This window comes from Nocardioides sp., from assembly GCF_035697785.1.
Classification (GTDB): domain Bacteria; phylum Actinomycetota; class Actinomycetes; order Propionibacteriales; family Nocardioidaceae; genus Nocardioides_B.
Genome location: NZ_DASSCL010000012.1, coordinates 22,631 through 49,448, shown reverse-complemented (window position 1 = coordinate 49,448; position 26,818 = coordinate 22,631). Strand labels below are relative to the sequence as shown.

Annotated in this window: 26 protein-coding genes and 2 tRNA genes; 10 read left to right on the top strand and 18 right to left on the bottom strand. The window is 70.9% G+C overall.

Going from position 1 to position 26,818, the window contains the following annotated elements; all coding sequences use genetic code 11:
- Positions 1–67 precede the first annotated feature (67 nt).
- Positions 68–1,699 carry an FAD-dependent oxidoreductase gene (locus VFH10_RS01950; RefSeq protein WP_325125393.1) on the bottom strand — a complete coding sequence of 544 codons (1,632 nt, stop codon included), beginning with the start codon at positions 1,697–1,699 and terminating at the stop codon, positions 68–70.
- A gap of 270 nt (positions 1,700–1,969) precedes the next feature.
- On the opposite strand from VFH10_RS01950, the gene VFH10_RS01945 reads away from it, so the two are divergent.
- Together VFH10_RS01945 and VFH10_RS01940 are read left to right on the top strand one after the other, a co-directional pair.
- Complete coding sequence (locus tag VFH10_RS01945; protein ID WP_325125391.1) at positions 1,970–3,808, top strand: phosphoenolpyruvate carboxykinase (GTP); 1,839 nt, start codon at positions 1,970–1,972, stop codon at positions 3,806–3,808.
- 167 nt (positions 3,809–3,975) lie between these two features.
- Entirely contained in the window at positions 3,976–5,055 is a 1,080-nt protein-coding gene (locus tag VFH10_RS01940; RefSeq protein ID WP_325125389.1) for a LuxR family transcriptional regulator, read from the top strand.
- A gap of 285 nt (positions 5,056–5,340) precedes the next feature.
- Here VFH10_RS01940 and VFH10_RS01935 read toward each other — a convergent pair whose 3' ends face one another.
- Entirely contained in the window at positions 5,341–5,622 is a 282-nt protein-coding gene (locus VFH10_RS01935; RefSeq protein ID WP_325125387.1) for a hypothetical protein, read from the bottom strand.
- Between the two features lie 330 nt (positions 5,623–5,952).
- Between VFH10_RS01935 and VFH10_RS01930 the strand changes: the two genes are divergently transcribed.
- Positions 5,953–7,509 (top strand): metallophosphoesterase, encoded by a 1,557-nt coding sequence (locus VFH10_RS01930; protein ID WP_325125385.1) that lies wholly within the window; start codon positions 5,953–5,955, stop codon positions 7,507–7,509.
- 42 nt (positions 7,510–7,551) lie between these two features.
- Here VFH10_RS01930 and VFH10_RS01925 read toward each other — a convergent pair.
- Both VFH10_RS01925 and VFH10_RS01920 read right to left on the bottom strand, forming a co-directional pair.
- Positions 7,552–7,644: transfer RNA gene (locus VFH10_RS01925), tRNA-Ser, on the bottom strand.
- A gap of 85 nt (positions 7,645–7,729) precedes the next feature.
- Positions 7,730–8,194: a hypothetical protein gene (locus tag VFH10_RS01920; protein ID WP_325125383.1), complete on the bottom strand. Its 465-nt coding sequence runs from the start codon at positions 8,192–8,194 to the stop codon at positions 7,730–7,732.
- A gap of 118 nt (positions 8,195–8,312) precedes the next feature.
- Between VFH10_RS01920 and VFH10_RS01915 the strand changes: the two genes are divergently transcribed.
- Positions 8,313–8,672, top strand: coding sequence for a hypothetical protein (locus VFH10_RS01915; RefSeq protein ID WP_325125381.1), 360 nt, complete (start codon positions 8,313–8,315; stop codon positions 8,670–8,672).
- Here VFH10_RS01915 and VFH10_RS01910 read toward each other — a convergent pair.
- The 5 genes from VFH10_RS01910 to VFH10_RS01890 form a co-directional block, all read right to left on the bottom strand.
- Entirely contained in the window at positions 8,633–9,391 is a 759-nt protein-coding gene (locus VFH10_RS01910) for a peptidase E (protein ID WP_325125379.1), read from the bottom strand. The two genes, VFH10_RS01915 and VFH10_RS01910, sit on opposite strands and share 40 nt — an antisense overlap.
- A gap of 62 nt (positions 9,392–9,453) precedes the next feature.
- Positions 9,454–9,542: transfer RNA gene (locus tag VFH10_RS01905), tRNA-Ser, on the bottom strand.
- A gap of 82 nt (positions 9,543–9,624) precedes the next feature.
- Positions 9,625–9,861, bottom strand: a complete 237-nt coding sequence (locus VFH10_RS01900; protein WP_325125377.1) for a biotin/lipoyl-binding carrier protein — start codon at positions 9,859–9,861, stop codon at positions 9,625–9,627.
- A gap of 66 nt (positions 9,862–9,927) precedes the next feature.
- Positions 9,928–11,238, bottom strand: coding sequence for a hypothetical protein (locus VFH10_RS01895; protein WP_325125375.1), 1,311 nt, complete (start codon positions 11,236–11,238; stop codon positions 9,928–9,930).
- A 93-nt stretch (positions 11,239–11,331) separates the two neighbouring features.
- The gene (locus VFH10_RS01890) at positions 11,332–12,135 is read right to left on the bottom strand and encodes a carbon-nitrogen hydrolase family protein (protein WP_325125373.1); all 804 of its coding nucleotides are present in this window, start codon (positions 12,133–12,135) and stop codon (positions 11,332–11,334) included.
- A 26-nt stretch (positions 12,136–12,161) separates the two neighbouring features.
- Between VFH10_RS01890 and mobA the strand changes: the two genes are divergently transcribed.
- The 4 genes from mobA (at position 12,162) to VFH10_RS01870 (ending at position 14,863) form a co-directional block, all read left to right on the top strand.
- Positions 12,162–12,758, top strand: coding sequence for a molybdenum cofactor guanylyltransferase (gene mobA, locus VFH10_RS01885; protein WP_325125371.1), 597 nt, complete (start codon positions 12,162–12,164; stop codon positions 12,756–12,758).
- Positions 12,759–12,880: 122 nt separating this feature from the next.
- Entirely contained in the window at positions 12,881–13,183 is a 303-nt protein-coding gene (locus VFH10_RS01880; RefSeq protein WP_325125369.1) for a DUF6457 domain-containing protein, read from the top strand.
- Positions 13,184–13,215: 32 nt separating this feature from the next.
- On the top strand, positions 13,216–14,199 hold the full coding sequence (locus tag VFH10_RS01875; protein WP_325125368.1) for an NAD(P)H-quinone oxidoreductase: 984 nt from the start codon (positions 13,216–13,218) through the stop codon (positions 14,197–14,199).
- 43 nt (positions 14,200–14,242) lie between these two features.
- The gene (locus VFH10_RS01870; RefSeq protein WP_325125366.1) at positions 14,243–14,863 is read left to right on the top strand and encodes a bacterial proteasome activator family protein; all 621 of its coding nucleotides are present in this window, start codon (positions 14,243–14,245) and stop codon (positions 14,861–14,863) included.
- A 9-nt stretch (positions 14,864–14,872) separates the two neighbouring features.
- On the opposite strand, the gene VFH10_RS01865 is transcribed toward VFH10_RS01870, so the two are convergent.
- The 5 genes from VFH10_RS01865 to VFH10_RS01845 form a co-directional block, all read right to left on the bottom strand.
- Positions 14,873–15,154, bottom strand: a complete 282-nt coding sequence (locus VFH10_RS01865) for a 4a-hydroxytetrahydrobiopterin dehydratase (RefSeq protein ID WP_325125364.1) — start codon at positions 15,152–15,154, stop codon at positions 14,873–14,875.
- Between the two features lie 93 nt (positions 15,155–15,247).
- Positions 15,248–16,024 (bottom strand): succinate dehydrogenase/fumarate reductase iron-sulfur subunit, encoded by a 777-nt coding sequence (locus VFH10_RS01860; protein WP_325125362.1) that lies wholly within the window; start codon positions 16,022–16,024, stop codon positions 15,248–15,250.
- 49 nt (positions 16,025–16,073) lie between these two features.
- Entirely contained in the window at positions 16,074–17,936 is a 1,863-nt protein-coding gene (locus VFH10_RS01855) for a fumarate reductase/succinate dehydrogenase flavoprotein subunit (protein WP_325125360.1), read from the bottom strand.
- 78 nt (positions 17,937–18,014) lie between these two features.
- Positions 18,015–18,803 (bottom strand): hypothetical protein, encoded by a 789-nt coding sequence (locus tag VFH10_RS01850; protein ID WP_325125358.1) that lies wholly within the window; start codon positions 18,801–18,803, stop codon positions 18,015–18,017.
- Between the two features lie 12 nt (positions 18,804–18,815).
- Positions 18,816–19,091: a hypothetical protein gene (locus tag VFH10_RS01845; RefSeq protein ID WP_325125356.1), complete on the bottom strand. Its 276-nt coding sequence runs from the start codon at positions 19,089–19,091 to the stop codon at positions 18,816–18,818.
- Between the two features lie 196 nt (positions 19,092–19,287).
- On the opposite strand from VFH10_RS01845, the gene VFH10_RS01840 reads away from it, so the two are divergent.
- Positions 19,288–20,631 (top strand): APC family permease, encoded by a 1,344-nt coding sequence (locus tag VFH10_RS01840; protein ID WP_325125354.1) that lies wholly within the window; start codon positions 19,288–19,290, stop codon positions 20,629–20,631.
- A gap of 16 nt (positions 20,632–20,647) precedes the next feature.
- Here the strand turns inward: VFH10_RS01840 and VFH10_RS01835 are convergent, their stop codons facing one another.
- The 4 genes from VFH10_RS01835 to VFH10_RS01820 all read right to left on the bottom strand — a co-directional run bounded on the left by VFH10_RS01835 (position 20,648) and on the right by VFH10_RS01820 (position 25,040).
- Positions 20,648–21,466 (bottom strand): HAD family hydrolase, encoded by an 819-nt coding sequence (locus VFH10_RS01835; protein WP_325125352.1) that lies wholly within the window; start codon positions 21,464–21,466, stop codon positions 20,648–20,650.
- Positions 21,467–21,568: 102 nt separating this feature from the next.
- Entirely contained in the window at positions 21,569–22,402 is an 834-nt protein-coding gene (locus VFH10_RS01830) for an HAD family hydrolase (RefSeq protein ID WP_325125349.1), read from the bottom strand.
- 40 nt (positions 22,403–22,442) lie between these two features.
- Positions 22,443–23,720, bottom strand: a complete 1,278-nt coding sequence (gene serS, locus VFH10_RS01825) for a serine--tRNA ligase (RefSeq protein ID WP_325125346.1) — start codon at positions 23,718–23,720, stop codon at positions 22,443–22,445.
- A 78-nt stretch (positions 23,721–23,798) separates the two neighbouring features.
- The gene (locus VFH10_RS01820; RefSeq protein WP_325125345.1) at positions 23,799–25,040 is read right to left on the bottom strand and encodes a phospholipase D-like domain-containing protein; all 1,242 of its coding nucleotides are present in this window, start codon (positions 25,038–25,040) and stop codon (positions 23,799–23,801) included.
- 124 nt (positions 25,041–25,164) lie between these two features.
- On the opposite strand from VFH10_RS01820, the gene VFH10_RS01815 reads away from it, so the two are divergent.
- The gene (locus VFH10_RS01815) at positions 25,165–26,739 is read left to right on the top strand and encodes a YegS/Rv2252/BmrU family lipid kinase (protein ID WP_325125343.1); all 1,575 of its coding nucleotides are present in this window, start codon (positions 25,165–25,167) and stop codon (positions 26,737–26,739) included.
- Positions 26,740–26,818: the final 79 nt, after the last annotated feature.

Sequence of the window (26,818 nt, the reverse complement as noted above, 5' to 3'; positions counted from 1 at the left end):
CGCACACTTTAGCGTGCGGCCCCACGCCTGACGAAATCGGCCGAACCGATCCAGCGAGGCAAGCGTTTCAGCCGGAGATCAGGGGCAGCGGAGCGTCCTCTCGCACCCGCCGTCGCCGCTGGCCGACCACCTTCCCCACCGCATTCGGGGCGAACAGCACGCGCACCGGCTCGTCGAAACCCGTGACGTTCAGGAAGTGCCGCGTGAGGACCGGGTCCAGCTCGGCGGCGGCCTGGTAGCGGTCGAGGTACGCGTTGACCACGCGCATCGGCAGCGGCCGCGACCCCGGTACGACGTCCGGCGGCATGGCGAGGTCGGCGCCGAGGGCGAACTGCCAGGCAGCCCCCACCGGTCGCGCCGCGGCCTTGAAGAAGCGCCGGGCCAGGCCACCCGTGCCGTGCGAGAGCACGTCGCGCAGCGCCAGCGCCTCGAGCGCGGCCACCGTCATGCCTTGGCCGTAGATCGGGTTGAAGGAGCACACGGCGTCACCGACGACGATCAAACCCTCGGGGAACCGGTCGAGCCGGTCGTAGCGACGCCGCAGGTTCGACTTGAAGCGATACCGCTCGATGTCGGTCAACGCTTCCCCCTCTCTGATCGCCTTCGCGAGCTTCCCGGGCGCGACGAAGTCGCTGAACGCCAGCCACTCCTCCTGGTCCGTCGTGGGGTGATGGCCGGGGAAGCCTGCCAGGGTCACCACCCAGGCGTCGTTCTCCTGTGCGAAAGCGCCGATGCCACAGGGGCGCGTCGGGGTCGGGCCCACGAGGCAAAGCTCGATCGGGGTGATCAGGGTCCGGTCGAGTCGCATGATCCTGGTGGCGTAGACGATGTCGACCCGCAGCTCCTCCTCCGGCGCGGCGTCGTACCCGAGGTCGGTGAGCCAGGCGCCGACGCGGCCGTTGCGCCCGGTCGCCGCGACCACCAGGTCCGCCGAGAGGTCACGAGGGGCCGATGAGCCCTCCCGCGCCACGACCGTGGCTCCGATGATCCGCTGGCCCGATCGTTCAGCTCGGATGCCCTGGATGTCGTGGCCGTCGAGCACGGTCACGTTCGGCAGCGCCCGTACCCGCCGCAGCACGTGCGCCTCGAGGAACGGTCGGCTCTGCTGGTAGACCGGCTTCTCGTCCCCGGTGTCCTCCTGGCTCAGCACGTGCCCGTTGAGCTCGAAGTGGAGCTGGCTCAGCAGCGGCGCGAACGATCCGCCGTCGGCCGTCAGCTCCGCGAGCAACCCGGGCATCAGCTCGTCGAGGGCGGACGCACCCCGCGGCAGCAGCACGTGCGCGTGCCGCCCCTGCGGGACGCCGCGGCGCGGCTCCCCGTCGCCGACGAGCCGGTCGCGTTCAACCAGCACGACGTTGTCGTAGGACTCGGCGAGCACCGTGGCGGCGAGCAGGCCGGCCATGCTGGCGCCGAGGACGACGGCATCCCGGTCGGCTGGACCTGGGCGTGGGACGGGACGACCGGGGCGTGAGGGACGACTGGACAAGGTGCGACGCTCCAACGGGGCAGACGTCGCCGGTGCGAGACACCCCCATGGCGTCGACGGGCCCCGCCCCAGTGAACCTCGTCGCGGCCGACCACGGCAGACCCGGACGGGCCAGATACGACACCCGAACCGGCATGTGAGTCTGCGTGGGAATGACCGGCCGCGCCTCGCACCGGTGACCGCTGACCTGCGGAAACACGTTCCGGTTCCCACACGTTCCCACCCGGTCGGGCACGGTCGGAGAAGGTCCCACACAACCTTGTTGTCCCCGGTCACACCTTGGACCGATCCAATGGCAAGCCCGCCGACCTTGTGCGTAGATTCACCAGCACTCGACGGCGTACCGCCACGGAGTCGCCGACGAGGCCCGAGGTCGCCGCAACGGTGCGGCGATCACACATCTCCCCCGACCACACCACTGACACGCTCGGTGGCCGTCCGTCGTTGCCGACGGGCGAGATGCGCGAGAGGACCCCGGTTGGCATGACCACCGACATCACGACCACCCCCATCGGCAGACAAGACGCCGTCGCCCCCACCACCCACCAGGGCATCGTCGCCTGGGTGCAGGAGGTCGCCGAGCTGACCCGGCCCGACCACATCCACTGGTGCACCGGTGACGACGCCGAGTGGGAGTCGCTGACGAACTCCCTCGTCGAGTCCGGCACGTTCACGCGCCTGAACGCCGACAAGAAGCCGAACTCGTTCCTCGCCCAGTCCGACCCGACCGACGTCGCGCGCGTCGAGGACCGCACGTTCATCTGCTCGGTCGACGAGCGGGACGCGGGACCCACCAACAACTGGATGGACCCGCAGGAGATGAAGGCCATCATGAGCGACCTCTACCGGGGTTGCATGAAGGGCCGGACGATGTACGTCGTCCCGTTCGTGATGGGCCACCTCGACGCCGAGAAGCCGATGTTCGGCGTGGAGATCACCGACTCCGCCTACGTCGTGGTGTCGATGAAGGTCATGGCCCGCATGGGTAGCAGCGTGCTGCGCAAGATGGAGGAGACGGACGCGCCGTTCGTGCCCGCGCTGCACTCGGTCGGGATGCCGCTCGAGGACGGCCAGCCGGACGTCGCGTGGCCGTGCAGCGAGACGAAGTACATCGTGCAGTTCCCCGAGGAGCGCGCGATCTGGTCCTACGGCTCCGGCTACGGCGGCAACGCGCTGCTCGGCAAGAAGTGCTACGCGCTGCGCATCGCCTCGGTGATGGCGCGCGACGAAGGCTGGCTCGCCGAGCACATGCTCATCCTCAAGCTGACCAGCCCCGAGGGCGTCGTGAAGTACATCGCCGCAGCGTTCCCGAGCGCGTGCGGCAAGACCAACCTCGCGATGCTCGCGCCGACCATCCCCGGCTGGAAGGTCGAGACGCTGGGCGACGACATCGCCTGGATGCGGATCGGCCAGGACGGCCGGCTGTACGCCGTCAACCCGGAGTTCGGCTTCTTCGGCGTCGCGCCGGGCACCAACGAGCTCACCAACCCCAACGCGATGCGCACCATCGACCTGGGCAACTCGGTGTTCACCAACGTCGCGCTGACCGACGACGGCGACATCTGGTGGGAGGGCATGGAGAACACCCCGGCCCACGCCCGCTCCTGGAAGGGCGTCGACTGGACGCCCGACAGCGCGGAGGTGTCCAGCCACCCGAACAGCCGTTACTGCACACCGATCAAGCAGTGCCCGATCCTGGCTCCGGAGTACGACGACCCGCAGGGCGTGCCGATCGACGCGATCCTGTTCGGCGGCCGCCGGAAGACGACCGTCCCGCTCGTCGCCGAGGCCCGCGACTGGACCCACGGCACGTTCATGGGCGCCACGCTCTCCTCGGAGACGACCGCTGCCGCCACCGGCGCCGTCGGCGTGGTCCGTCGCGACCCGATGGCGATGCTGCCGTTCATCGGCTACAACGCCGGCGACTACTTCAACCACTGGATCACCGTCGGCAAGAACCACGACGCCGCGAAGCTGCCGCGCATCTTCTACGTCAACTGGTTCCGCCGCGACGAGGACGGTGGCTTCCTCTGGCCGGGCTTCGGTGAGAACAGCCGCGTGCTGAAGTGGATCGTCGAGCGCATCGACGGCCAGGCGCAGGCCGTGGAGACCCCCATCGGCCACGTGCCGGCCCCGGGCGCCCTCGACACGGACGGGCTCGACATGACCGCCGCCGAGCTCGAGGCCGCGCTCGAGGTCGACGTCGAGGAGTGGAAGGCCGAGATCCCGCAGATCACCGAGTGGTTCGAGAAGTTCGGCGACGACCTGCCCGCCGTGCTCTGGACCGAACTGGACAGCCTGAAGGCTCGGCTGGGCGTGTAGCCGGGGGGCCAATTCACTGGGTCCCCAGTGAATTGCCCGCCCCCCGTGGCGAAGTCACCACGGGAACCGCCAGATTGCCGCGGGATGTAACGCATCCGCCGTACGACGAGGGCCCCATCCGACAGGGTGGGGCCCTCGCCGTTGCGGCAGGCGGCATACTTGCGCCCGTGACCAGAGAGTCGGGAGCTCCCCGCGGCACGTACGGCGCCGAGGACCGGCACCTGCTCGAGACGGGCGCCGCCCGGATCTACAGCAACGCCGTCGCCCACGGCTGGCTCACGGAGGACGACCCACGTCTCGCTGATGACGGGGTCCGGCCCGCCCTCGACCTGCTCCTCGACATCGGCCTGCTCCGCCACGACGAGACCGCCCGCCGCTACGTGCCGACCGACCCGGCCGCCGTCCAGGCCCAGATCGTCGTACCGCTCGGCCAGCAGGGTGCCGACCTGCTCGCGGAGTCCGCCCGCTGGGCGGACGCCTTCAGCGAGCTCGGCCAGGTGTTCCGCACCTCCCCGCGAGCAGCGGTCAACCCGATCACCGAGATCCACGGCCTCGACAACATCAACAACTTCCTCGCCGCCGCGGTCAACGACACCCGGACCGAGATGCTCACCGCCCAGCCGCTGGGCCGCCGGCCGGCCGGCACCCTCGCAGTGGCCGAGGAGCGCGACGTCAAGCTGCTCAACCGCGGCGCCCGGATGCGCACGCTCTACCAGCACTCCGCACGGCACAGCCCCGCCACCCGCGAGTACGTCGCCGACATCACCGCCCATGGCGCCGAGGTGCGCACCCTCGACGAGTTCTTCCGCCGGCTGATCGTCTGCGACCGGCAGGTGGCCGTCGTGCCCGCCTCGGACAACCACGAGGTCGCGATCGCGATCTACGAGAAGTCGCTGATCGCCTACCTTGTCGACATCTTCGAGCGGGCCTGGGAGCGCGGGCAGCCGTTCACGGTCAGCGGTACCCAGGCGGAGCGGCACATCGCCGAGGACGTCCGAGCGATGACGATCCGGCTGCTCGTGGAGGGGCACAGCGACCCCGCCAGTGCCAAGCGGCTCGGCGTCAGCACCCGCACCTACGCCGGCTACATCGCCGCCCTCAAGGACGAGTACGACGTGCAGACCCGGTTCCAGCTCGGCTACGCGATGGGCCGCGACGACAGCCAGCGGTCGACACCGTCGTCGGCCACCCCGGGCGAGGACGTCGAGATCGGCGAGCTCGACGCCACCCCCGACGGAGAGCGCTGAAGCGAGTCGTACCGGTCGCCCGGCGGGCCCGGACATGCCACTCCCCCATGTCGACGCCTTGGGAGATCGTCGGCACGGGGGAGCTGGACAGAGTGCGAGGGCAGTCACCCTGACGATAACTGCCCTCGCATCGCGGTTGAGACGGGCCGGGGGGATGGCGCTGGGATCGAACTGCCGGGGGGGTTGACTCGTTCGTCCTCGTCTCAGCCTCTGTGGCGATCAGGCCCGGGGGGGAGGTGGGCCAAACCGCGTTTGTGGGGTCGACGCCTGCCGGCGTCTGTCGGACTACGTGCCGTTCCAGCCCGAGTCCGAGGTGGTGCCGACGCGGGTGCCGTTCCAGCCGCTGTCGGAGTCCGTCTTGACGGCGCGGCGTACCTTGCCGTCCTTCTGCTTCTTGTCCTTCGTGACCTTGGTGCCGTTCCAACCACTGTCGGAAGTCTTGGCGACGCGAGTGCCGTTCCAGCCGGAGTCTTCGACTGCAACAGCGGGGGTGGCCAGGCCGGCAACCACGCCACTCGACGCCAGCAGCATGCCAGCGGCGAACTTGGCTACGGTGCGCTTGGTCATCTTTACCTCGTGCTCTCAATCCCAGGGGTTCGACGGTTTCCCGTCTGTTATTAGTGTCGGCTACTCCATGCGACGCGGGCCACAAAAAGTACCCGCAGGAGTATGCACTGCACGTTTCTGCAAAACCGACGATTTCGGGACGCCGAGCACTGCGATGGGTCATACTGCACCCAGCGCCCGAGCGGACCGTGAAATCGCCACGAACCGGACAATCCGTACCGAAGGCCCGAGCGCGGAGCGGACTGAACGTCATCTATGGTTGCGTAATTGTGCAACCAGCGCCAGACCCCAACCGAGTCCGGTATCGGAACCGCTAACTATGCTCGGCGCATGCGCTGGTCGGGACGGTTCCGCCGCCCGCGCACCAGCCGGCGGCACCTGGTAGCCCTCAGCCTCTCCTGGCTGCTGCTCGCCGTCCCGCTGGCCGTCGCGCTGTTCCTCACCGGCTCACGGAGCACCGTGGTCGCCGGCCACAACGCCACGGTCCGGCCCACCGTCGACGGCTACGCGACCCTCGACCTGGGTCCCTACATCCCGAGCTTCCGGCTGCCCACCGGCGGGCGGCTGGGCGCCTCGATCGACCTGGGCGCCACCGAGCTGAGCAGCTACGAGGCGCTGATCGAGCGCTACGCGTTCATCGCCAGCCAGCCGGAGGGTCAGGTCGCGAAGGTCCGGTCCACGCTGGCCGACCTCGCCGTGGACAGCGCGATCATGGGCGCCCTCGGCGGACTGCTCGCGCCGGCCCTGGTGCTGCTGGTCGGTCGCGAACGCTGGCGCCAGCTGGCCCACCCCTGGAACGTACGCCGGACGGCGTTCGCCCTCCTCGGCCTGGCCGTGGTCGCGGGGTCCGTCGTCGTGATCCGTGACGACGAGCCGGCCGTCGAGACCGGGAGCTGGGTCCCCCTGCAGGAGGCGGTGCCCGATCTGGTGATCCCGGCCGAGGCGGCCGCCATCCAGGTGGAGTCGGGCCTGATCACCAGCGGCACCCGTCGGCTCGTCGAGAGCGCGCTCGACACCTACCGCAAGAGCCTCGACTTCTACCGCGGCATCGTCGAGGCCGCCCCGGCCCTGACGGCCCAGCTGCGCACGCCGGAGGAGGGTGAGGTGGTCGGACTGCTGGTCAGCGACCGCCACGACAACGTGGGCATGGACCCGGTCGCCCGGGCGATCGCGGACGCGGGCGGGGCGACGTTCCTCCTCGACGCGGGCGACGACACGTCGACCGGCAGCTCGTGGGAGGCGTTCAGCCTCGAGTCGCTCGACGAGGCGTTCGCCGACATGGACGACCGCTACGCGATCGCCGGCAACCACGACAACGGCGACTTCGTGGTCGAGCACCTCGAGAAGCTCGGCTTCACCACCCTCAAGGGCGAGGTCGTGGACGGCCCGGGCGGCATCCGGCTGCTGGGCGCCAGCGACGTACGCAGCAGTGGCCTGGGCAGCTGGCGCGACGAGCGTGGCATCTCCTTCGCCGAGCAGAGCGGCCTGCTGGCCGACCTGGCCTGCGAGCAGGACGCCGGCGGCGAGCGGGTGTCCACGCTGCTGGTGCACGACGCGAACAGCGGCCGGGAGGCGCTGGCCCGGGGCTGCGTGGACCTCGTCCTCGGCGGCCACCTGCACGTGCAGGTGGGCCCGAGCGAGGTGATCGGCGAGAACGGCCGCAGCGGCTGGACCTACACCAACGGCACCACCGGCGGCGCGGCGTTCGCGGTCGCCATCGGCAGCAAGCTTCGCCGCGACGCCCAGGTCACCCTGGTCACCTACCGCGACGGACGGCCGGCGGGGGTGCAGCCGGTGGTGGTGCGCACGACCGGCGAGCTGGTCGTCGGCGACTACACCGAGATCACCCTCGACGATCCGGAGTCGGAGGCGCAGGGCTCGGAGTGACGCACGGCCCCGCACCATGAGGGGCGAGGCCGCGCGTGTGACTGGCGGAGGTGGCGGGATTTGAACCCGCGAGAGGGGTTTGCCCTCAACCCGCTTAGCAGGCGGGCGCCATAGACCGGACTAGGCGACACCTCCAGACAGCGAGCACAGGCTACCGGTCGGGTCGCGAGCGGATCCAATCGGCCCGAGCGTTCAACCGCCGCCCGGAACGCCCGTGTCGTCAGGCGACCGGACGGTAGCCGTGACCCCGGTTCAGGTGCCGCTGCAGGTCCCGGACGAAGTCGTCAGCGGGCGCGGCGAGGATGTCGACGGGGATGGTGGTGGTGCGCCCGTCGCGGCGGCGCAGCACCACGCACCGGGTGCCCTCGAGCCTGGTCGCGACGACGTCCTCGACGTCCTTCCACCGGCCGGACCGCACCCCGGCGCCACGCACGAAGCGCACGGTGTAGCCGGTCTCGTCGAGCCGTACGACGGTCGCCCGCCGGGCCAGCCCCAACCCGGCCACCAGCAGGCCGAGCACCGCGACGACGAGCGCCGTCGAGAGCACTGCGGCGGGCCAGGACAGCAGCACCACGAGCGCGGCGGCGAGCAGCACCAGACCGCCCCCGATCGCGAGGACGAGCCCCAACATCCGGACGGCGAACGGTCCCGATAGCCGATAGTCGGAGGGGTCGATGCCGGTCATGGCGTCGATTCAACCCGTCGGCCCGCCTGAGCGCCAAATGGGGCGCCGATGGCTCTTGTCACAACCATGGGGGCGGGTTCACACTCGGAATCCCCCACACTGCTTAGAGGTGGTCGCGATGACTGGTCTCGAGAGCGCGATCCAGGGGCTGCAGCAGGCCCTCGACACCCCTCGTCGTCAACACATGTGGCGCTGGCTGGTGCGGCACCGCATGTCCGCCGTCAAGGACGCCCTCGCCCCCGAGGGGGCCCGCGGCGGCGAGGCCTGGCTGGCCAGCCGCGAGTCGGCCCTCCATCGGGAGCGCACCGCGCTGCTCCAGCGTCTCACCGACCTGGGGCCCGCAGTGCTCGAGTCCCACGACGTCGAGGCCGTCCGCCTCGAGCTGACCAAGTTGGTGGGCGCCCTGGAGCGCTACCGGCAGCACCTCAACGACCTGGTCTACGACAGCGTCTCGCTGGAGCTCGGCGGGTCCGAGTAGCCCGTCCTGCGCGGCTGCGCCACTCCGAGGAACGTCGCCTCGAGCGGCGTCTCGGTCACCCCGTTGGCCGTCACCTCGACCCGGTAGCCGTCCGCCCCGACGCGTGAGGAGACCACGTCGGCGAGCCGGCCGTCCTCGAACAGCAGGCCGCAGCCGTCGTCCGCGGCGTACCCCGACGGGAACCCTGCCGCGACCAGGTCCCGGTAGGTGCCCGCCCGCATCTCCTCACCGTCGTAGTGCGGGCAGGCGCTGCCGGGCACGAAGCCGAGGCCGTCGTGCAGCGGGGCGAGGCCGGGCCCGAACGAGTCGGTGACCGAGGCCTCGAACCAGCAGTTCATGCCCGCGCTGATGCCAGCGAGGACGGTCCCGTTTTCGGCCGCCTCGGCGAGGATCTCGGGCAGTCCGTGGGTGCGCCACACCGCCAACAGGTTGGCCGTGCTGCCCCCTCCGACGTACAGGATGTCCTGCGCGAGCACGAGCCGCCTCAGGTCCTCCTGCTCCCGCGTGAACAGCCAGAGCACGCTCGTCTCGGCCCGGTCTCCCAGCGCGTCGTGGAACGCCTCGACGTACTCCGGTGAGTCGCCGCTCGCCGTGGGCACGAAGCACACCTTGGGGCGGGACGCTCCGGAGAGCTTGAGCAAATAGTCGTCCAGCACCGGGTTGTCGGGCTCCATCGAGAAGCCGCCGCCACCCAGCGCGAAGATCCTGCGCCGTGCCATCTGGTCCTTTCCAGGCGCACTCCCCCGAGCCGCCAGATGCGCCGGCGTGGAGCCGGGCTGCGCAGAGGGGGCGGGATTCGAACCCGCGGCTGACATCTCTGCCAGCGACCGCTTTCAAGGCGGTTCCGATCGGCCACTCCGGCACCCCTCCGTGACACCGGTGGCCCGGTGCACGCAGGGGAGTGTATGCCCCGGGGGTCCGGATCGTGGGCAGGTCCTGGGAGCGCGGCCGGTCAGACCAGGTCGAGGGAGACCAGGATGTCGCCCTCCTGGACGACATCGCCGGACGACACCTTGACGGCGCTGACCGTGCCCGGATGCTCGGCGAGCACCGGGATCTCCATCTTCATCGACTCGAGCAGCACCACGGTGTCGCCGGCCGCGACGGAGTCGCCGGGCTCGACGGCGACCGTCATCACGTTGGCAACCATCTCCGCGACGATGTCCGCTGTGCGAGGTTCACGCGCCATGGCGGCGACGCTACACCGAGGTCCGGACGCCTGCCCCCAGGTGCCGTTGGCGAGCCGCCGCGGGGGTCAGAGCAGGGCGGCGGTGCGACGCGGCTCGGGACGGTGCGCGGTCGCTTCCTCGGCGCGCCGGGCCCGCGCACCGCGGGTGCCGGACAGGTACGCGTCGACGCGTACGACGAGGTAGCCGAGCACGAGCCCGATCACCAGGCCGTAGGCCAGCTGCAGGCCGGCCTCCATCAACGTGACCCGTGGGTCGAGCAGGCTGGTGGCGATGCCGGCCAGCCCGGCGGCGCCGAACGCGCACGGCCACCAGCCCTGCCGACGGCGGGCTCGCGTGGAGATGCCCCACGCGAGGGCGGGGAAGCCCAGCAGCGCCTCGAGCGGTCGGGGCACCGCGCCGAACGTGTCCCGCAGCCCCGACCACGTCGTCTCCAGGCTCTCGATCATCTCCGTGGACCCCCACCGGGTCAGCGCCTCGGTGTAGGCGAGCGAGACCGCGAGCAGGCCGAGCCCGCCGACCACGACGACAGCGCCGCGGGTGCCGAGGCCCTGGAACCCGGCGCCGAGCCGGTAGACGAGGGCCAGCGTGCCGAGCAGGGCCAGCGCCAGGGCGAGGTACTCGCTGCGTTCGACCGAGATCCTGGCGCCGTAGGCGTTGGCGGCGAAGGCCGCGACGGCCGCGACGAAGGTGGCGATCAGGCACTCGCGCACCACGGCGACGTACTTGGCCGCCGGCACGGTCACGACGACGCCGAGCACCGCACCCATGGCCGCGGTCACCACCGTCGCGGCGGCGAGGAGCACCGGGACACCGCTGACCACCGCCCCCGTGGAGAGCCCGGCGGCGAGCAGCAGGGTGAGCAACGGCCGGCCGCCGGTGCGGACGGCGAGCGTGAACGCGTAGGTCGTGGTCACCACGACCGCGCCGGCGAGCGGCAGCCACGGTTCGAGCCACGAGGGCAGCTCGACGTCGACCCAGCCGGTGAGCAGCGCGGCCAGTGCCGCCAGCGTGACGACCAGCCATCCGACCGTCAGCCCGCCGTGCGAGATCGCTCGCCACCGGGTGCGCTTCTGCGTGTGGTCGGGGATCTCGGGAGACGTGGCCGTCGGTCCCGGCACGAGAGGGACGTCGGGGTGCAGCTCGAGCGGACGCTGACCCGGGGCCGCAACGGACCCGGGAGGCGGCTGGGTCGGCTGGACGGAGGCGGGCGGGACGGTCGCCGCGGGCGTCGAGGTCGACGTGCCGCCGCCGGCCGGAGGGGTCGAGGCACGACCGACCTCGGCTCGGCGCGGCTCGCGGGCGGCCGCCCTGCGGTCGAGACGCCGTTTGGGCTCGGGGGCGCGGCGGCGACCAGGCTTCTGGTCAGGACGTGCCACGGTGCGACCCCTCGGGAAGTCGGTTGCTGGGAGGCCGGTCGGGGCCGGCATGTCCCGCAGCGGACCCCCGCAGGATATCTCCCGGCCGGCGGCTCACATCCGGCGGTTGACCAGGGACGGATTCGTGGAGCGCACCTCGGCGAGCAGGCCGGCACCGACCGGCGCCGCGACCACCCGGCCGTCGGACTCGTCGGCCTCGTCGAGCACCTCGCCGGTGGGCGCCACGACCATCGAGTGGCCGCTGTAGCGAGGCCCCGGCTGGGCGGCGGCCGCGACGTACACGGTGTTCTCCACGGCCCGCGCGATGACGAGCGTGCGCCAGTGGTCCACCTTGCGCTCCCCCGCCACCCAGGCCGCCGGCACCACGACGAGCTCGGCGCCGCGGTCGACCAGCGCACGGGCGAGCTCGGGGAACCGAAGGTCGTAGCAGGTCATCAGGCCCACCTGCATCCCGTGGACCTCGACGACGACGGGGTCGATCGGGCCGGCGAGCAGCCGGTCGGACTCCCGGTAGCCGAACGAGTCGTAGAGGTGGATCTTCCGGTACGTCGCCCGGAGGCCGTCCGGGCCGACCACGACGAGGGTGTTGTAGGGCCGGTCGGGGTCCTCGCTGACCTCGAACATCCCGGCCACCAGGGTGACGTCGTGCTCACCGGCCAGGTCGCTCAGCCGCTGCACGAAGGGGCCGTCGAGCGGTTCGGCGTACGACGAGATGTCGGAGCCGGGCTTGCCGAAGTCGCGGGCGAAGACCTCGGGGAACACCACCAGCAGCGGCTTCGGGCGGCCGGCGGCGACCTCGGCGACGACCTCGAGGGCGGCGCGGTTCTCGGCCGGCTCGAGCCCCGAGGCACGCTGCACGAGGCAGACGGTGAGGTCGTCCGAACGCGGCGAGGCCATCACCCCAGCCTGCCAGACTTGCCGGCATGGAAGGTCCCGCTGCCGGCACCCCGCTGCGGCTCGGCGCCGTGGTGCTGGCCGGCGGGACGGCCGCCCGGATGGGCGGCGTCGACAAGGCCTCGATCGAGCTCGACGGCGTGACCCTGCTGGAGCGGGCCCTGGCCGCCACCTTGCCGGCCGTCGAGGTGGTGGTGGTCGGGGCGGAGGTGCCGACCAGCCGCCCTGTCACGTGGACGCGCGAGGACCCGGTCGGCGGTGGTCCCGCGGCCGGCCTGCTCGCGGGGCTCGACCGGTTCGCGCGGCCACCAGACCTCGTGTGCGCACTGGCGGTGGACATGCCGAAGGTCAACGCCGGCACGGTGGCCCGGCTCACCTGGGCCGTCGAGGCCGACCCCGCATCGGACGGCGCCGTGCTCGTGGACCCGGGCGGGCGGCGACAGCCGCTGGCGGCGGTGTACCGCGTCTCGTCCCTCCAGGCGGCGCGACCGGTGTCGCGCCAGGACGAGCACGGTCTGGCGGTGCGCCGGCTGGTGGACGGGCTCGACCTCGCGGACGTGGCCGCGGTGGGCGACGAGGCGCGCGACATCGACTCCTGGACGGACCTGCGCGACCTCGGCGGCTGACCTGTGGCTCGAGCGACCTTCCGGGTGGCCGGCCTGGTTTGGCCCGGATGGTCCGCCCGGACCCGCCAGTCCGGCCGGGACGGACCTTGCAACTTCCCGGTGCTCGTACGACGCTGGAACGCGTGACGCTCCACGACTGGATAGACGAACTGTGCGATGCGCTCGACATCGACGCCGAGGTCGATGAGGGCATCATCCTGGACCTGGCCCGCGACGCCGCCCACTCGGTGGAGCGGGTCGCGGCACCGATCACCACCTACCTGCTGGGCTACGCGGCGGCGCTGGGTGGCGGCAGCCCCGAGAAGGTCGAGGAGCTGGCGGGGCGCGCGTCCGAGCTCGCCGAGAAGTGGGGCGGCGAGAAGGACGAGCTGGCCGAGGTCGAGGTCGAGGTCGAGGTGGACGAGGACCTGGTGGACGTCGAGTAGCTCGTCGCAGCGCCTGGGCTAGCGTCGGCACCATGCGTGCCGTCATCGCCTCCGAGCCCGGGGGCCCCGAGGTCCTCGAGATCTCCGAGCTGCCCGACCCGACCCCCGCGCCCGGTGAGGTCGTCGTGGACGTCGTCGCCACCGCGGTGAACCGTGCGGACACGTTGCAGCGCAGGGGCTTCTACCCGCCACCACCGGGCGCCTCCGACGTACTCGGGCTGGAGTGCTCGGGCACCGTGAGTGCGGTCGGCGACGAGGTCAGCGGCTGGTCGGTGGGCGATCCGGTCTGTGCGCTGCTGGCCGGCGGCGGCTACGCCACCAAGGTCTCGGTGCCGGCGGGGCAGCTGATGCCGGTGCCGGAGGGGGTGGACCTGGCGGTCGCCAGCGCGCTGCCCGAGGTGGCGTGCACGGTGTGGTCCAACGTGTTCATGGTGGCGGGGCTGCGGGCCGAGGAGACCCTGCTCGTGCACGGTGGTGCCGGCGGCATCGGCACGATGGCCATCCAGCTCGCGCACGCGCTGGGCGCCCGTGTCGTGACGACGGCCGGCTCGGCGGAGAAGCTCGAGCTGTGCCGGTCGCTCGGCGCGGACGTCGTCGTGAACTACCGGGAGCAGGACTTCGTCGAGGAGGTACGCCGCGCCACCGACGGTCGCGGGGCCGACGTGATCCTCGACAACATGGGTGCGTCGTACCTGGACCGCAACCTCGACGCGCTCGCGACCGAGGGCCGACTGGTCGTCATCGGGATGCAGGGCGGCGCCAAGGGCGAGCTCGACCTCGGCAAGCTGCTGCGCAAGCGCGGTGCCGTGGTCGCCACGTCGCTACGGGCCCGCCCGGTCGAGGAGAAGGCCGCGATCTGTGCGGCCGTCGTCGAGCACATCTGGCCGCTGGTCGCGGACGGCTCCGTCAAGCCGGTCGTGCACACCACCCTGCCGCTCGAACGGGTCGCGGACGCGCACCGGCTCATGGAGGAGAGCGGACACACCGGCAAGATCCTGCTCACCACCGGCGCTTGACCGACCCCGTTGCCCTCACGGCGCCCCGTCTAGGGTGGGATGCATGACCGAGTCGCACCCGCACCCCCAGGCCGCCCCCGAGACCGACGACCCCCGCGTGATGGTGGTCGGCCCCGACGGCATGGGCACGGCGGGTGGCCGGCACACCGCCGACCTGTCGGACGACGACGCCGAAGAGGCGGAGCGGCAGATCACCGACCTGGTCGAGCAGCCGGCCAAGGTGATGCGGATCGGCAGCATGATCCGGCAGCTCCTCGAGGAGGTGAAGTCGGCACCGCTCGACGAGGCCAGCCGGGCCCGCCTCGCCGGCATCCACCGCTCGTCGATCAAGGAGCTCGAGGCCGGCCTCGCCCCCGAGCTCGTCGAGGAGCTGGAGCGGCTGTCGCTCCCGTTCAGCTCCGACACCCCGTCCGAGGCAGAGCTGCGGATCGCCCAGGCACAGCTGGTCGGCTGGCTGGAGGGGCTGTTCCACGGCATCCAGACCGCGATATACGCCCAGCAGGTCGCGGCCCGTGCGCAGCTCGAGCAGATGCGCCGCGCGCTGCCGCCCGGCATGGTGCCCTCCGAGGAGGCGCTCCGGGCCGCCCAGCAGGCCCACGCCGCGCGGGCCGCTCAGCAGGGCGAGGACGGCGACGACCACGGCCGCAGCGGCATGTACCTCTGAGCCGTCAACTCAGACGAGCTTGTCGATCGTCCCGGCCATCACCACGTCCTTGTCGGTGATGCCGCCCTCGCTGTGCGTGGACAGCCGGAACGTCACCGTCCGCCACCTGATGTCGATGTCCGGGTGGTGGTCGGAGGCCTCGGCTGCCTCCCCGACCCGGCGTACCAGCTCGATGCCCTCGAGGAACGACGACGCCTGGACCGAACGCACGATGCTGTCGCCCTCCCGCGACCACTCGCTGAGGTCGCCGGCGAGAGCGCTGTCGATCTCCTGCTTCTCGAGAAGTGCCATGGCTCGACCGTACGCCGCGGCCGCGCCGGACGGCGAGGGGTCACTCGTGCAGCGACACGCCGTCCACGAGCCTTACTGTCTGACTCCTCGGCGCTAGGGCGTCTCCTCGCGGGAGGCACGGTCGGAGCGCTTGAAGATCTTCTCGCCGAGCCAGACGACGGGGTCGTACTTGCGGTCCACGACGCGTTCCTTCATCGGGATGATCGCGTTGTCGGTGATCTTGATGCCCTCGGGGCAGACCTCGGTGCAGCACTTGGTGATGTTGCACATCCCAAGGCCGGCGGCCTCCTGGGCCAGCGCGCGGCGGTCGTGGGTGTCGAGCGGGTGCATGTCGAGCTCGGCGTACCGGAGGAAGAACCGCGGGCCGGCGAAGGCCGGCTTGTTCTCCTCGTGGTCGCGCACGACGTGGCAGGTGTTCTGGCACAGGAAGCACTCGATGCACTTGCGGAACTCCTGGCCGCGCTCGACGTCGGCCTGCTGCATCCGGCGCTTGCCGTCGGGGTCGCGCGGGGTGAGCCGCGCCGAGGGCACCTGCTTGGCCTTCTCGTAGTTGTACGAGACGTCGGTGACCAGGTCCCGGATCACCGGGAACGCACGCATCGGCGTGACCGTGATGACCTCGTCCTCCTCGAAGTCGGAGAGCCGGGTCATGCACATCAGCCGCGGCCGTCCGTTGATCTCGGCGCTGCACGAGCCGCACTTGCCGGCCTTGCAGTTCCAACGCACCGCGAGGTCGCCGGCCTGGGTTGCCTGCAGCCGGTGGATCGCGTCGAGGACGACCTCACCCTCCTCGACCGCGACGTTGTAGTCGCCGAGCGCGCCGCCCGTCGCGTCGCCGCGCCAGACCTTCATCCGCAGGTTGTAACCCATCAACTCTCCTTCAACGGGTGGGTCTCGACGGGCTCGACCACCGATCTCGTCATTGGTCGAACAGCACCTTCAGGTCCTCCGGCATGACCGGCAGGGGCTGGTGCTTCAGGTCCACCGTCTCCCCGTCGGGGAGGGTGAGCACCAGGTTGAGCGCGCCCCACCGGTCGTCGGGCTTCGGGTAGTCGTCGCGGGTGTGCCCGCCGCGCGACTCCTCGCGCTCGAGCGCGGCCTTCGCGATGCACTCGCTGACGACCAGCATGTTGGTGAGGTCGAGCGCGAGGTGCCAGCCTGGGTTGTACTGCCGGTGTCCCTCGACCGACAGCTGCTTGGCCCGCGCCTTGAGCTTCTCGATCTCGCCCAGCGACTCCTTGAGCTCGTCGGCCTTGCGGATGATGCCGACCAGTCGCTGCATGACGTCCTGCAGGTCCTTCTGGATGGTGTACGGGTTCTCGCCGCCCTCGACCTCGAACGGGTGCAGCGCCGCCGCAGACGCCGCCCGCACCTGCTCGTCGGTGACCTTCGGCCGGGAGTCGCGGGCGCGGTAGGCGTGGTACGCCGCGTTGTGGCCGGCGCGGCGACCGAACACGAGCAGGTCCGACAGCGAGTTGCCGCCGAGCCGGTTGGAGCCGTGCATGCCGCCGGCCACCTCACCCGCGGCGTACAGGCCCTCGACGATGCTCTGCTCGGTGTCGGCGTCGACCTCGACCCCGCCCATCACGTAGTGGCAGGTCGGGCCGACCTCCATCGGCTCGGCGGTGATGTCGACGTCGGCGAGCTCCTTGAACTGGTGGTACATCGACGGCAGCCGGCGGCGGATGAACTCGGCGCTGCGCCGGGACGCGATGTCGAGGTAGACGCCGCCGTGCGGTGACCCGCGGCCCGCCTTGATCTCGGAGTTGATCGCCCGGGCGACCTCGTCGCGCGGGAGCAGCTCGGGCGGCCTGCGGTGGTTCTTCTTGTCGGTGTACCAGCCCTCGGCCTCCTCGATCGTGTCGGCCGTCTCCTTCTTGAAGTACTCGGGGATGTAGTCGAACATGAACCGCTCGCCCTCGGAGTTCTTCAACACGCCGCCGTCGCCGCGGACCGACTCGGTGACGAGGATCCCCTTCACCGACGGGGGCCAGACCATCCCGGTGGGGTGGAACTGCACGAACTCCATGTTGATCAGGCTGGCCCCGGCGCGCATGGCGAGGGCGTGCCCGTCGCCGGTGTACTCCCAGGAGTTCGAGGTCACCTGGTAGGACTTGCCGATCCCGCCGGTGGCGAGGACGACGGTCGGCGACTCGAACACGACGAACCGTCCGGTCTCGCGCCAGTAGCCGAAGGCGCCGCTGATCCGTCCGGCCTCGCGGAACAGCTCGGTGATCGTGCACTCCATGTAGACGTCGATGCCGAGGTCCACCGCCCGCTGCTGCAGGGTGCGGATCATCTCCAGCCCGGTGCGGTCCCCGACGTGGGCGAGCCGCGCGTAGCGGTGGCCACCGAAGTCCCGCTGGGAGATCAGTCCGTCCTCGGTGCGGTCGAAGAGCGCCCCCCACTCCTCGAGCTCCAGCACCCGCTCGGGCGCCTCCTGGGCGTGCAGCTGCGCCATCCGCCAGTTGTTGAGCATCTTGCCGCCGCGCATGGTGTCGCGGAAGTGCACCTGCCAACCGTCCTCGGCGTACACGTTGCCCATCGCCGCGGCGATCCCGCCCTCGGCCATCACCGTGTGCGCCTTGCCGAGCAGGGACTTGCACACGATCGCGACGCTGGCGCCGGCGTCGTGGGCGGCGATCGCGGCGCGCAGCCCGGCGCCACCGGCGCCGATGACGACGACGTCGTAGGCGTGGCGCTCGAGGCCTGATGAGACACCGGCATCCATGCGGTTGCCGGTCATCGGGTGGCGCTCGTCGGCCGTCTGGGACTCAGTCATTCGTAGCCTTCCGGGGTCCCCGCGGCCGTGCGAGCGGGAGGGGCGCAGCGGGGGGAGCGTGCAGCGTCGTGGGGTGGCTCAAAAGAACCTCGGGTCGGAGATGGTGCCGGTGGCGAGGAGGTAGACGTAGAAGTCGGCGATCGCCACGGAGAACAGCGACAGCCAGGCATAGCGGGCGTGGTCGGTGTTGAGCCGCGACACCAGCGTCCAGGCCCGATAGCGCATCGGGTGCTTGGAGAAGTGCCGCAGCCGGCCACCCACGACGTGCCGGCAGGAGTGGCAGCCGAGGGTGTAGGCCCAGATCAGCACGATGTTGACCAGGAAGATCAACGTGCCGAGGCCCATATGGCCCCACTCGCCGTCCTCGTCGCGGAACGCGAGCACCGTGTCGAACGAGAGCACGAGCGCGACCAGCACGGCGGCGTAGAAGAAGTACCGGTGGATGTTGTTCAGGATCAGCGGGAACCGCCGCTCGCCGGTGTACTTCCCGTGCGGCTCGGCCACCCCGCAGGCCGGCGGGCTCAGCCAGAACGACCGGTAGTAGGCCTTGCGGTAGTAGTAGCAGGACATCCGGAAGCCGAGCGGGAAGATCAAGATGATCAGCGCTGGCGAGAGCCGCCAGAACTCGAACGGCGTACCGAAGTCGGCTGACCCCTCGACGCAGCTGCCGGCCAGGCACGGGGAGTAGAACGGCGAGAGGTACGGCGTCGAGTAGTAGAACTCACCTACGAACGCGCGCCAGGTCGCGTAGACCACGAACGCGGTGAACACCACGAACGTCGCCGTCGGGTAGATCCACCAACGGTCCTGCCGGAGGGTCTTCTGCTCGATGCGGGCGCGACTCGGACTGCGGACGCCTGTCGACATGGACGGTGCCTCTCAGAGTGCGTGCTGCGCCTCGGACTGGGCGTCTTGCCACATGCTCTCGTCGTAGGGGTCGTCGGGGATCGCGATCAGCTCGTCCTTGTCGACGCCGGGCGTGTGCCCCGGCTTGGGGTCGCCGAGCTCGTCGAGGTCGGCGTGCAGGCGGTCGATGTCCGAGGTCAGTCGTCGTACGCCGAGGGTGTCGCCGTACTCGTTGCGGATCCGCAGCACCGCCGCCGCCAGGGTGGTCAGCGCCTCTCGCGTCGCGCCGACCGCATCGTTCGAAGACATCCGAAGACCTCCAACAGGAAGGAGCGTGGCCTGGGCCACTTCGACTGGAAGGCCACTCTTGCGCGGAAACGTCGATATCGGAAGGGGCCACGCCCGAAGCCGCCCGGTGTGCCCTGTGAGCCGGTCATTCCGTCCATCGGACAGTTCGCCTGTTGCGGGGGATGCCGTCGGCATCCCCGGGTCGCAACCTGGCGGCATGGCCGACACCGGCAAGCCGAGCCCCCGGACGCACGTCGGCGCGGAGAGCCAGGGCAGACCGACCCTGTCGGTCCGGCAGGCGGCGTTCATCGGGGTCGGCTCCATGGTGGGCGCCGGCATCTTCGCGCTGCTCGGCGCGGCGGGTGAGGTGGCCGGTTCAGCGGTCTGGATCTCGTTCCTGCTCGCGGGCGCAGTCGCGGCCCTGCAGGGGTACTCCTTCGCCAAGCTGGGTGCGCGCTACCCCTCCGCGGCCGGGTTCCTCGAGTACGTCATCCGGGGGTGGGGACAGGGCCACTTCACCGGGGTCATCGCCTGGATGCTCCTGGCGGTCAACGCGATCATCACCGCGATGGTCGCGGTCTCCTTCGGGAGCTACGCGAGCGCGGCGGTGGCCGACAACGCCGACTGGGTCACCGCGTTCGCCCTCCTCGTCCTGCTGGTGATGACCGGCCTGAACGTGATGGGTTCGCAGGCGGTCGCGAAGGCGCAGACCCTGGTCGTGGTCGTCGTGGTCGGCATCCTCACGGTCTTCTCGATCGCGACGCTGACCAACCTGGACATCGACCTGCTGGCGTTCTCCGGTTACCCGTCCTTCCGGGACATCGTGTCCAGCGTCGCCCTGACGTTCTTCGCCTTCCTCGGCTTCGGTGTCATCACGTTCACCGCCAAGGACCTCGGCGACCCCGGCCGGCAGCTGCCGAGGGCCGTCTACCTGGCGCTCGGCATCGCCACGGTCGTGTACGTCGCGGTCGCGATCGGCGTCTTCGGCACGCTGACCGTCGACGAGGTCGTGTCCTCGGGAGGGACCGCGCTCGCCGTGGCCGCGGAGCCGGTGCTCGGCGCCGCCGGCTACTGGCTCATGACGGTCACGGCTCTCTTCGCGACGGCTGGTGCCACCAACTCGGGCCTCTACCCGGCTGCCGGTCTGGGGGACGAGATGGCCGCTGTGGGCCAGTTCCCACCGATGATGGGCGGCCGTGTCGGTGGGCGGGCACCCGTCGGCATCGTCGTCACGGCCGTCGCGGCCGCCGTACTCGCGCTGTTCTTCGACCTGAACGCGATCGCCTCCATCGGAAGCGCCGTCGCGCTCGTCGTGTTCACGCTCGTCACCTTCGGCCATTTCCGGATCCGCCACGAGACCGGTGCCCAGGCGTGGCTGCTGATCGTCGCCGACGTCACGACTGTCGTGGTCCTAGTCGCCTTCGCCGCCACCACGCTTGTCGAGGAGCCGGGCACCGCCATCGCCCTCGTCGTGATCCTGCTGCTGAGCGTGGTCCTGGACCTGGTCTGGAAGGGACGTCGCACGTCCACCCCCGGAACGCCTCGCCAGCAGCCGGCGTGACCACGGCCAGCCGCTCTCAGGAAGCGTCCTCGCGAGTCTCGCCGGGATCGAGGCCGAACAGGTCCTCCAGCATCGCCGCGACACCGTCGTCGTCGTGCCCGGGCGCGATGTGGTCGGCGAGGTCGAGCACCGTCGGGTGTGCGTCGGCCATCGCGAACGACGTGCCGGCCCAGGCCAGCATCGGCAGGTCGTTGGGCATGTCGCCGAACGCCACCACCTCGTCGGGCTGCACGCCCTGCTCCTGGCAGAGCAGCTCCAGGGTGGAGGCCTTGGTGACCCCGGCGGCGCTGATCTCCACCAGCGCACCCACCGACGACCAGGTGGTCGTGACCAGGTCGCCGACGAGCCGGTCGGCGGACAGCCAGAAGTCCTCGGGGTCGTGGTCCAGGTGCCGAGTGAGCAGCTTCACCGTGTGCTCGTCGAAGATCTCCTCGATCGGCCCGACGTCGAGGGAGTCCGGTGGCGGGTTCCGCTCGCGGAAGTCGGGCTCCTTGGCGAACCCGTCCGTGCGCTCCAGCGCGAACGTGCTGCCGGGGATCCCTGTGCGCAGCCGTGCCACCACCTCGAGCCCGACGTCGACCGGGATCGGCCGGTAGCTGCGCACCCGGTGCGTCGCGACGTCGTACACGATGCCGCCGTTGGAGCAGACCGCGAGGCCGTGCCCGCCGACGTGCTGCCAGAGCGAGTCCATCCAGCGCACCGGCCGGCCGGTCACGAAGACGACGGTGACGCCGCGGTGCTCCAGCGCGTCGAGCGTCCGCCGGGTGCGCGGCGAGACGGTGCCGTCGCTGCGCAGCAGGGTGCCGTCGAGGTCGGTCGCCACGAGCTTGAGCACGGCGCAGAGTCTGTCACCCGCGGCCCCACCCCGATACGACGCGACGGGTTTGCTGTGTTGGGGCCCGGGAAACCGCAAGAACGTCGCGTCGTATCCGGGGGGTCAGAACCAGCGGGACAGCTCGAGGGCGACGCCGTCGTTGTGGACGGTCTCGGTGACGTAGTCGGCGGCCTCCTGCACCTCCAGCGGCGCCTGTCCCATGGCGACCCCTCGGCCGGCCCACTCGAGCATCTCGACATCGTTACGGCCGTCGCCGATGGCCAGCACGTTCGCCCGGTCGACACCGAGCCGCTCGGCGACGTCGGCGAGGGCGGAGGCCTTGGAGACGCCGTCCGGCGCGAGGTCGAGCCAGGCGGTCCAGCCGATGAAGTAGTTGGTGCCCTGCAGGCCGACCTTCTCGGCGAGCGCCACGAACTCCGCCTCCGAGGAGTGCGGGTCGCGGATGATGACGCGGGTGACGGGTTCGGCGACGAGGTTCTCGACCGGCTCGATCTTCATCTCGCCGGTGATCTCCCCGTCGGGGAACGGCCGGTTGATCCGGTAGCCGACACCGATCTCCTCGACCGCGACGGCGGCATCGGGCACGTGCTCCATCAGCATCGAGACGATCTGGCTGGCGTCGAAGGTGATCGTGCTGAGAACCTCGACCGGCGGGTAGGAGAACACCACCGAGCCGTTGCTCGCCACCGTCAGCACCGTGCCGTCCCCGCTGCGGGGCAGGCCGAGCTGGTCCCAGACCTCGGTGATGCTGAACGCCGAGCGGCCCGTGGAGAGCACGATGTGCGCACCCGCGTCGACGGCCCGGTCGATCGCGTCCTTCACCGCCGGAGTGATCACCTCCGCGACCCCGCCCGTCGACGGCACGTTGGCGTAGAGGGTGCCGTCGATGTCCAGCGCGATCAGCTTCGGCGTGAACCCGGTCCAGTCGGCGCTCACTCGACGTCCCCACGGAAGCGTGCGCGGCCGCGTGGGGTGTTCAACGCGCCACCGGGGTGAGGACCTCGCGGCCCTGCAGGTAGGGCTGCAACGCCTCGGGGACGCGCACCGACCCGTCGGCCTGCTGGTGGGTCTCGAGGATCGCCACGATGGTGCGGGTCATGGCGCACAGCGTGCCGTTCAGGGTCGCCAGCGGCCGCGTTCCCTGCGGGAAGCGACCCCGGATGTCGAGCCGGCGGGCCTGGAAGTCGGTGCAGTTCGACGTGGACGTGAGCTCGCGGTAGCGGCCCTGGGTGGGGATCCACGCCTCGCAGTCGAACTTGCGCTGCGCGGACAGCCCGAGGTCGCCGGCGGCCACGTCGATGACCCGGAAGGCCAGGCCCAGCTTGGTGAGGAACTCCTTCTCCCAGGCCAGCAGCCGCTGGTGCTCGGCGAAGGACTGCTCGACGGTGGTGTAGGTGAACATCTCGACCTTGTCGAACCAGTGCACGCGGATGATGCCGCGGGTGTCCTTGCCGTGGGAGCCTGCCTCCTTCCGGTAGCACGGGCTGAACGCCGCATAACGGCGCGGCAGCGACTCGACGTCGAGTATCTCGTCGGAGTGGTACGCCGCGAGCGGTACCTCCGACGTACCGACGAGGTAGAGCTCCTCGCCCTCGATCCGGTAGACGTCGTCCGCGGCCTGGCCGAGGAAGCCGGTGCCGTCCATGGCGCGTGGCTTCACGATCGCGGGCGGGATCACGGTGGTGAAGCCGGCCTGTCGGGCCTGGTCCATCGCGAGGTTCACCAGCGCGAGCTCGAGGTCGGCGCCGGCGCCGGTCAGGTAGTAGAACCGGGCGCCCGACACCTTCGCACCCCGGTCGAGGTCGATCGCGCCGAGCATCCGCCCGAGCTCGATGTGGTCGCGCGGCTCGAAGCCCTCGGCGGCGAAGTCTCGCGGAGTGCCGATCTCCTCGAGCACCACGAAGTTGTCCTCGCCACCGGCCGGTGCCTCGTCGGCGGCTGGGTTGGGGATCGACGTCATCGCCGCGCGGTAGGCCTCCTCGGCCTCACCCTGCGCCTGCTCGGCCTTCTTGACCGCGGCCGCGAGGTCCTTGGTGCGCGCCAACAGCTGCTGCTTCTCGTCGCCCTGAGCCTTCGGGATCTGCGCCCCGAGCTGCTTCTGCTCCGCCCGCAGCCGCTCGAACTCGGCGATGGACGACCGGCGCTGCTCGTCCGCGGCCAGGGCCCGGTCGACCACGTCCGCGGAGAGGCCGCGCTTGGTCTGGGCGGCGCGGATCCGGTCGGGGTCGTCTCGGAGCAGTCGTGGGTCGATCATCCGCTCAGCCTATCCACGATGTCGGTTTCCCTACCGTGACCTATGGATCACCGTAGGCATACCGATATCGGTGGGGAGTCAGCGGGCGGCGGCTCGCCACATGGTGCGGAAGTTGGCGAGGTAGGCCTGCACGAGGTGCCGTCCGGCGATGCGGAACATGATCTCGTCGTTGCGCAGGGAGCGGTCCGACCAGTTGTGCGACCCGGTCCACACGTAGTTGGCGTCGATCTGGCTGCCCAGCACCCCCGACAGGACCATCACCTTGTGGTGGACCCGGCGTCCGTTGTTGTTGCTGTCGCGGACGGGTACGCCGCTGGTCCGGAGGATGGTCGCGACGGCACGGCCCATGCCGACGCCGTACAGCACCTTCACGTCACAACCGCGCCGGTGCAGCCGGGCGACGCGGCGGGCGAGGTCGATGCCGCGGTCACCGTTCCAGGCGTGCATCGCCACGCGCACGACGGTCCGCCCGTTCCTCCCGGACAGCAGGGACGTGCCCTGGCAGCGCACCCGGTCCAGGCGGCGCTTGATCGGGTCGCCGCCGGCGCCCGTGGTGTACGGCGCCAGGTCGGTCTCGAAACCCTTCGACGTCTCGCGCACTGCGAGCCGCCCCTGCGGTCGGTCGTCTGCCAACCGCCGGAACACGTCCACGAGCTGGTCGTGCGCGCCGCGGTCGGACGCGACGTACAGGTCGTTCCACTGCCGCTGCGAGCTGAAGTTCGTCAGGTTCAGCGAGCCGACCATCACCAGGTCGTCGCCCATCGACCCGGACGACACCGTGACGAACTTGGCGTGCTGGTTGCCGCGACCGCCGCGGCAGGACAGCCGGCACACCTTGACGAAGGACGCGGCCGACGTGTCGGTGCCCAGGCGGTCGCGCAGCCGCCGCACCGCGCCCCAGTGCGAAGAGTGGTCGTCGACCACGACCTGCACTTGCGCGCCGCGTGCGTGCGCGGCGAGGAGTGCTTGTGCCGTGGAGGGCATCGCGAAGGAGTACGCCGCGAGCCGGACCGTCGCGCCGGCGTCGGCGCCACGGATCGCCCGGTCGATGCGGCGCACCAACGTGAACTGCCGGGACCTGCCGCCGCTCGGGTCGTTGAAACGCACCGCCCCGCCGGTCTCGGGCGCCGGGTCCGACGCGGCGACGGCGGCCTCGACGGTCGCAGGCACGGTCGGGCCCGCCAGGGTGCCGTAGCCCGGGTAGGTGCCGCCCAGGAGCAGCGCCGGACCGGCCAGTGCCGTGCCGAGCGTGGCGAGGAGGGTGGACATCGGCACCCCCGGGTGGGCTCGCTCGGACAACGACTGGGCCGCGAAGGCCACGACTGGATCGTGAGTCGTTCGGGCACTGTCGAGTGTACGAACCGGTGCCGCGCCCGCCGCCCGGCCGGGTCCCGGCCACCGGTCATACTTACGCCGTTCTGCCCCCGACCGCCGGAGCAACCCCGTGCCGATCAGTGCCCGTACCCGCCGCGCCCTCTGGGTGTGGGCGGTGCTGTGCGCGCTGGTGGTGGCCGCGCTGGCCCTGACCGTGCACTACGACCTGCTCGGCGGTGTCGACGAGCAGGTCGGCGACGCGGCGTACACCTGGACCGCACCCCAGGACGGCCTGGTGCGCTTCCTGCTCTTCGTGGACGCCGCCTTCGGCACGCTCGCGATGACGGTCTACACCGGCGTCGGCGCGGTGATGCTGTTCGCGCGCAAGCACCGGCGGGCGGCGTACTGGACCGTCGGGGTGATGCTCGGCGCGTCCCTCACGACGTTCTTCCTCAAGCGCTGGGTGGAGCGCGACCGACCCGTGTTCGAGGACCCGCTGCACCTGCTGACCAGCTACTCGTTCCCGTCGGGGCACGCCTCGGGGATCGCCTCCGGTGCGGGCGTCGTCCTGGTGCTGAGCGCCATGCTGGTGCGGCGCGCGTCGGTGCGCCGGGGGCTGACGGTCGCCGCCCTCACGCTGGTGCTGCTGGTCGGCGCCGACCGGATCTTGCTGGGCGTGCACAACCTGACCGACGTGATCGCGGGCTACGCCGTGGGCGCGTTCTGGGTGCTGGCCGGCGCCGCCGTGTACGACCCGTCCCACCGGCCGCGGACGCCCGAGGTGCTCAGTGGCTCGGTGCCCACGTCGAAGCGGCTGGCGGTCGTGCTGAACCCGATCAAGGTCGAGGACATCACCGTCTTCAAGGCACTCGTGGAGAAGCTCGCCGCCGAGGCCGGGTGGAGCCGTCCCATGTGGCACGAGACCACGATCGAGGACCCGGGCCGGGCGATGGCCGAGCGGGCCGCGATCGACGGTGCCGACCTGGTGCTCGTCTGCGGCGGCGACGGCACCGTGCGGACCGTGTGCGCCGAGCTCGCGGGCACCGGCGTCGCCGTGGGCGTGCTGCCCGCGGGCACCGGCAACCTGCTCGCCCGCAACCTCGACGTACCCCTGTACCTCAACGCTGCGATCGACGTCGCCCTGAACGGGCAGGACCGGGCGATCGACCTGGTGCGGATCTCCGGTGACGGCATCGCCGACGACGAGCACTTCCTGGTGATGGCCGGGATGGGATTCGACGCGGCGATCATGGAGGGGGCCAGCGAGGAGATCAAGGCCAAGGTCGGCTGGCTGGCCTACGTGGTCTCGGGGATGCGCAATCTGATGTTCCCGCCGGTGCGGCTGGAGATCTCCGTCGACGACGGCCCGTGGACCAGGCACCGGGCCCGCACCGTCGTGGTCGGGAACGTCGGCTACCTCACGGCCGGGATGCCGCTGCTGCCCGACGCCTCGATCGACGACGGGATCCTCGACATCGTGGTGCTACACCCGAGCCGGTTCCTGTCCTGGATCCCGCTGGCGCTGCGCGTGCTCCGCAAGGGCAAGCGCACCGACGAGCTGGTGAACCGGATGACCGGCAAGAAGGTCAGCATCCGGGCCGGAGCCGAGACGCCGCGCCAGCTCGACGGGGACTCCATCGGGGCCGGCAAGGAGATGCACTGCGAAGTGCTGCACGGCCGGCTCCTCGTTCGCGTCCCACGCTGAACCAACCGATATCGGTAGCGGTGGCGTGAGCCATGGGTCACGGTCGGGCTACCGATATCGGGGTGGATATCGTGGCGGA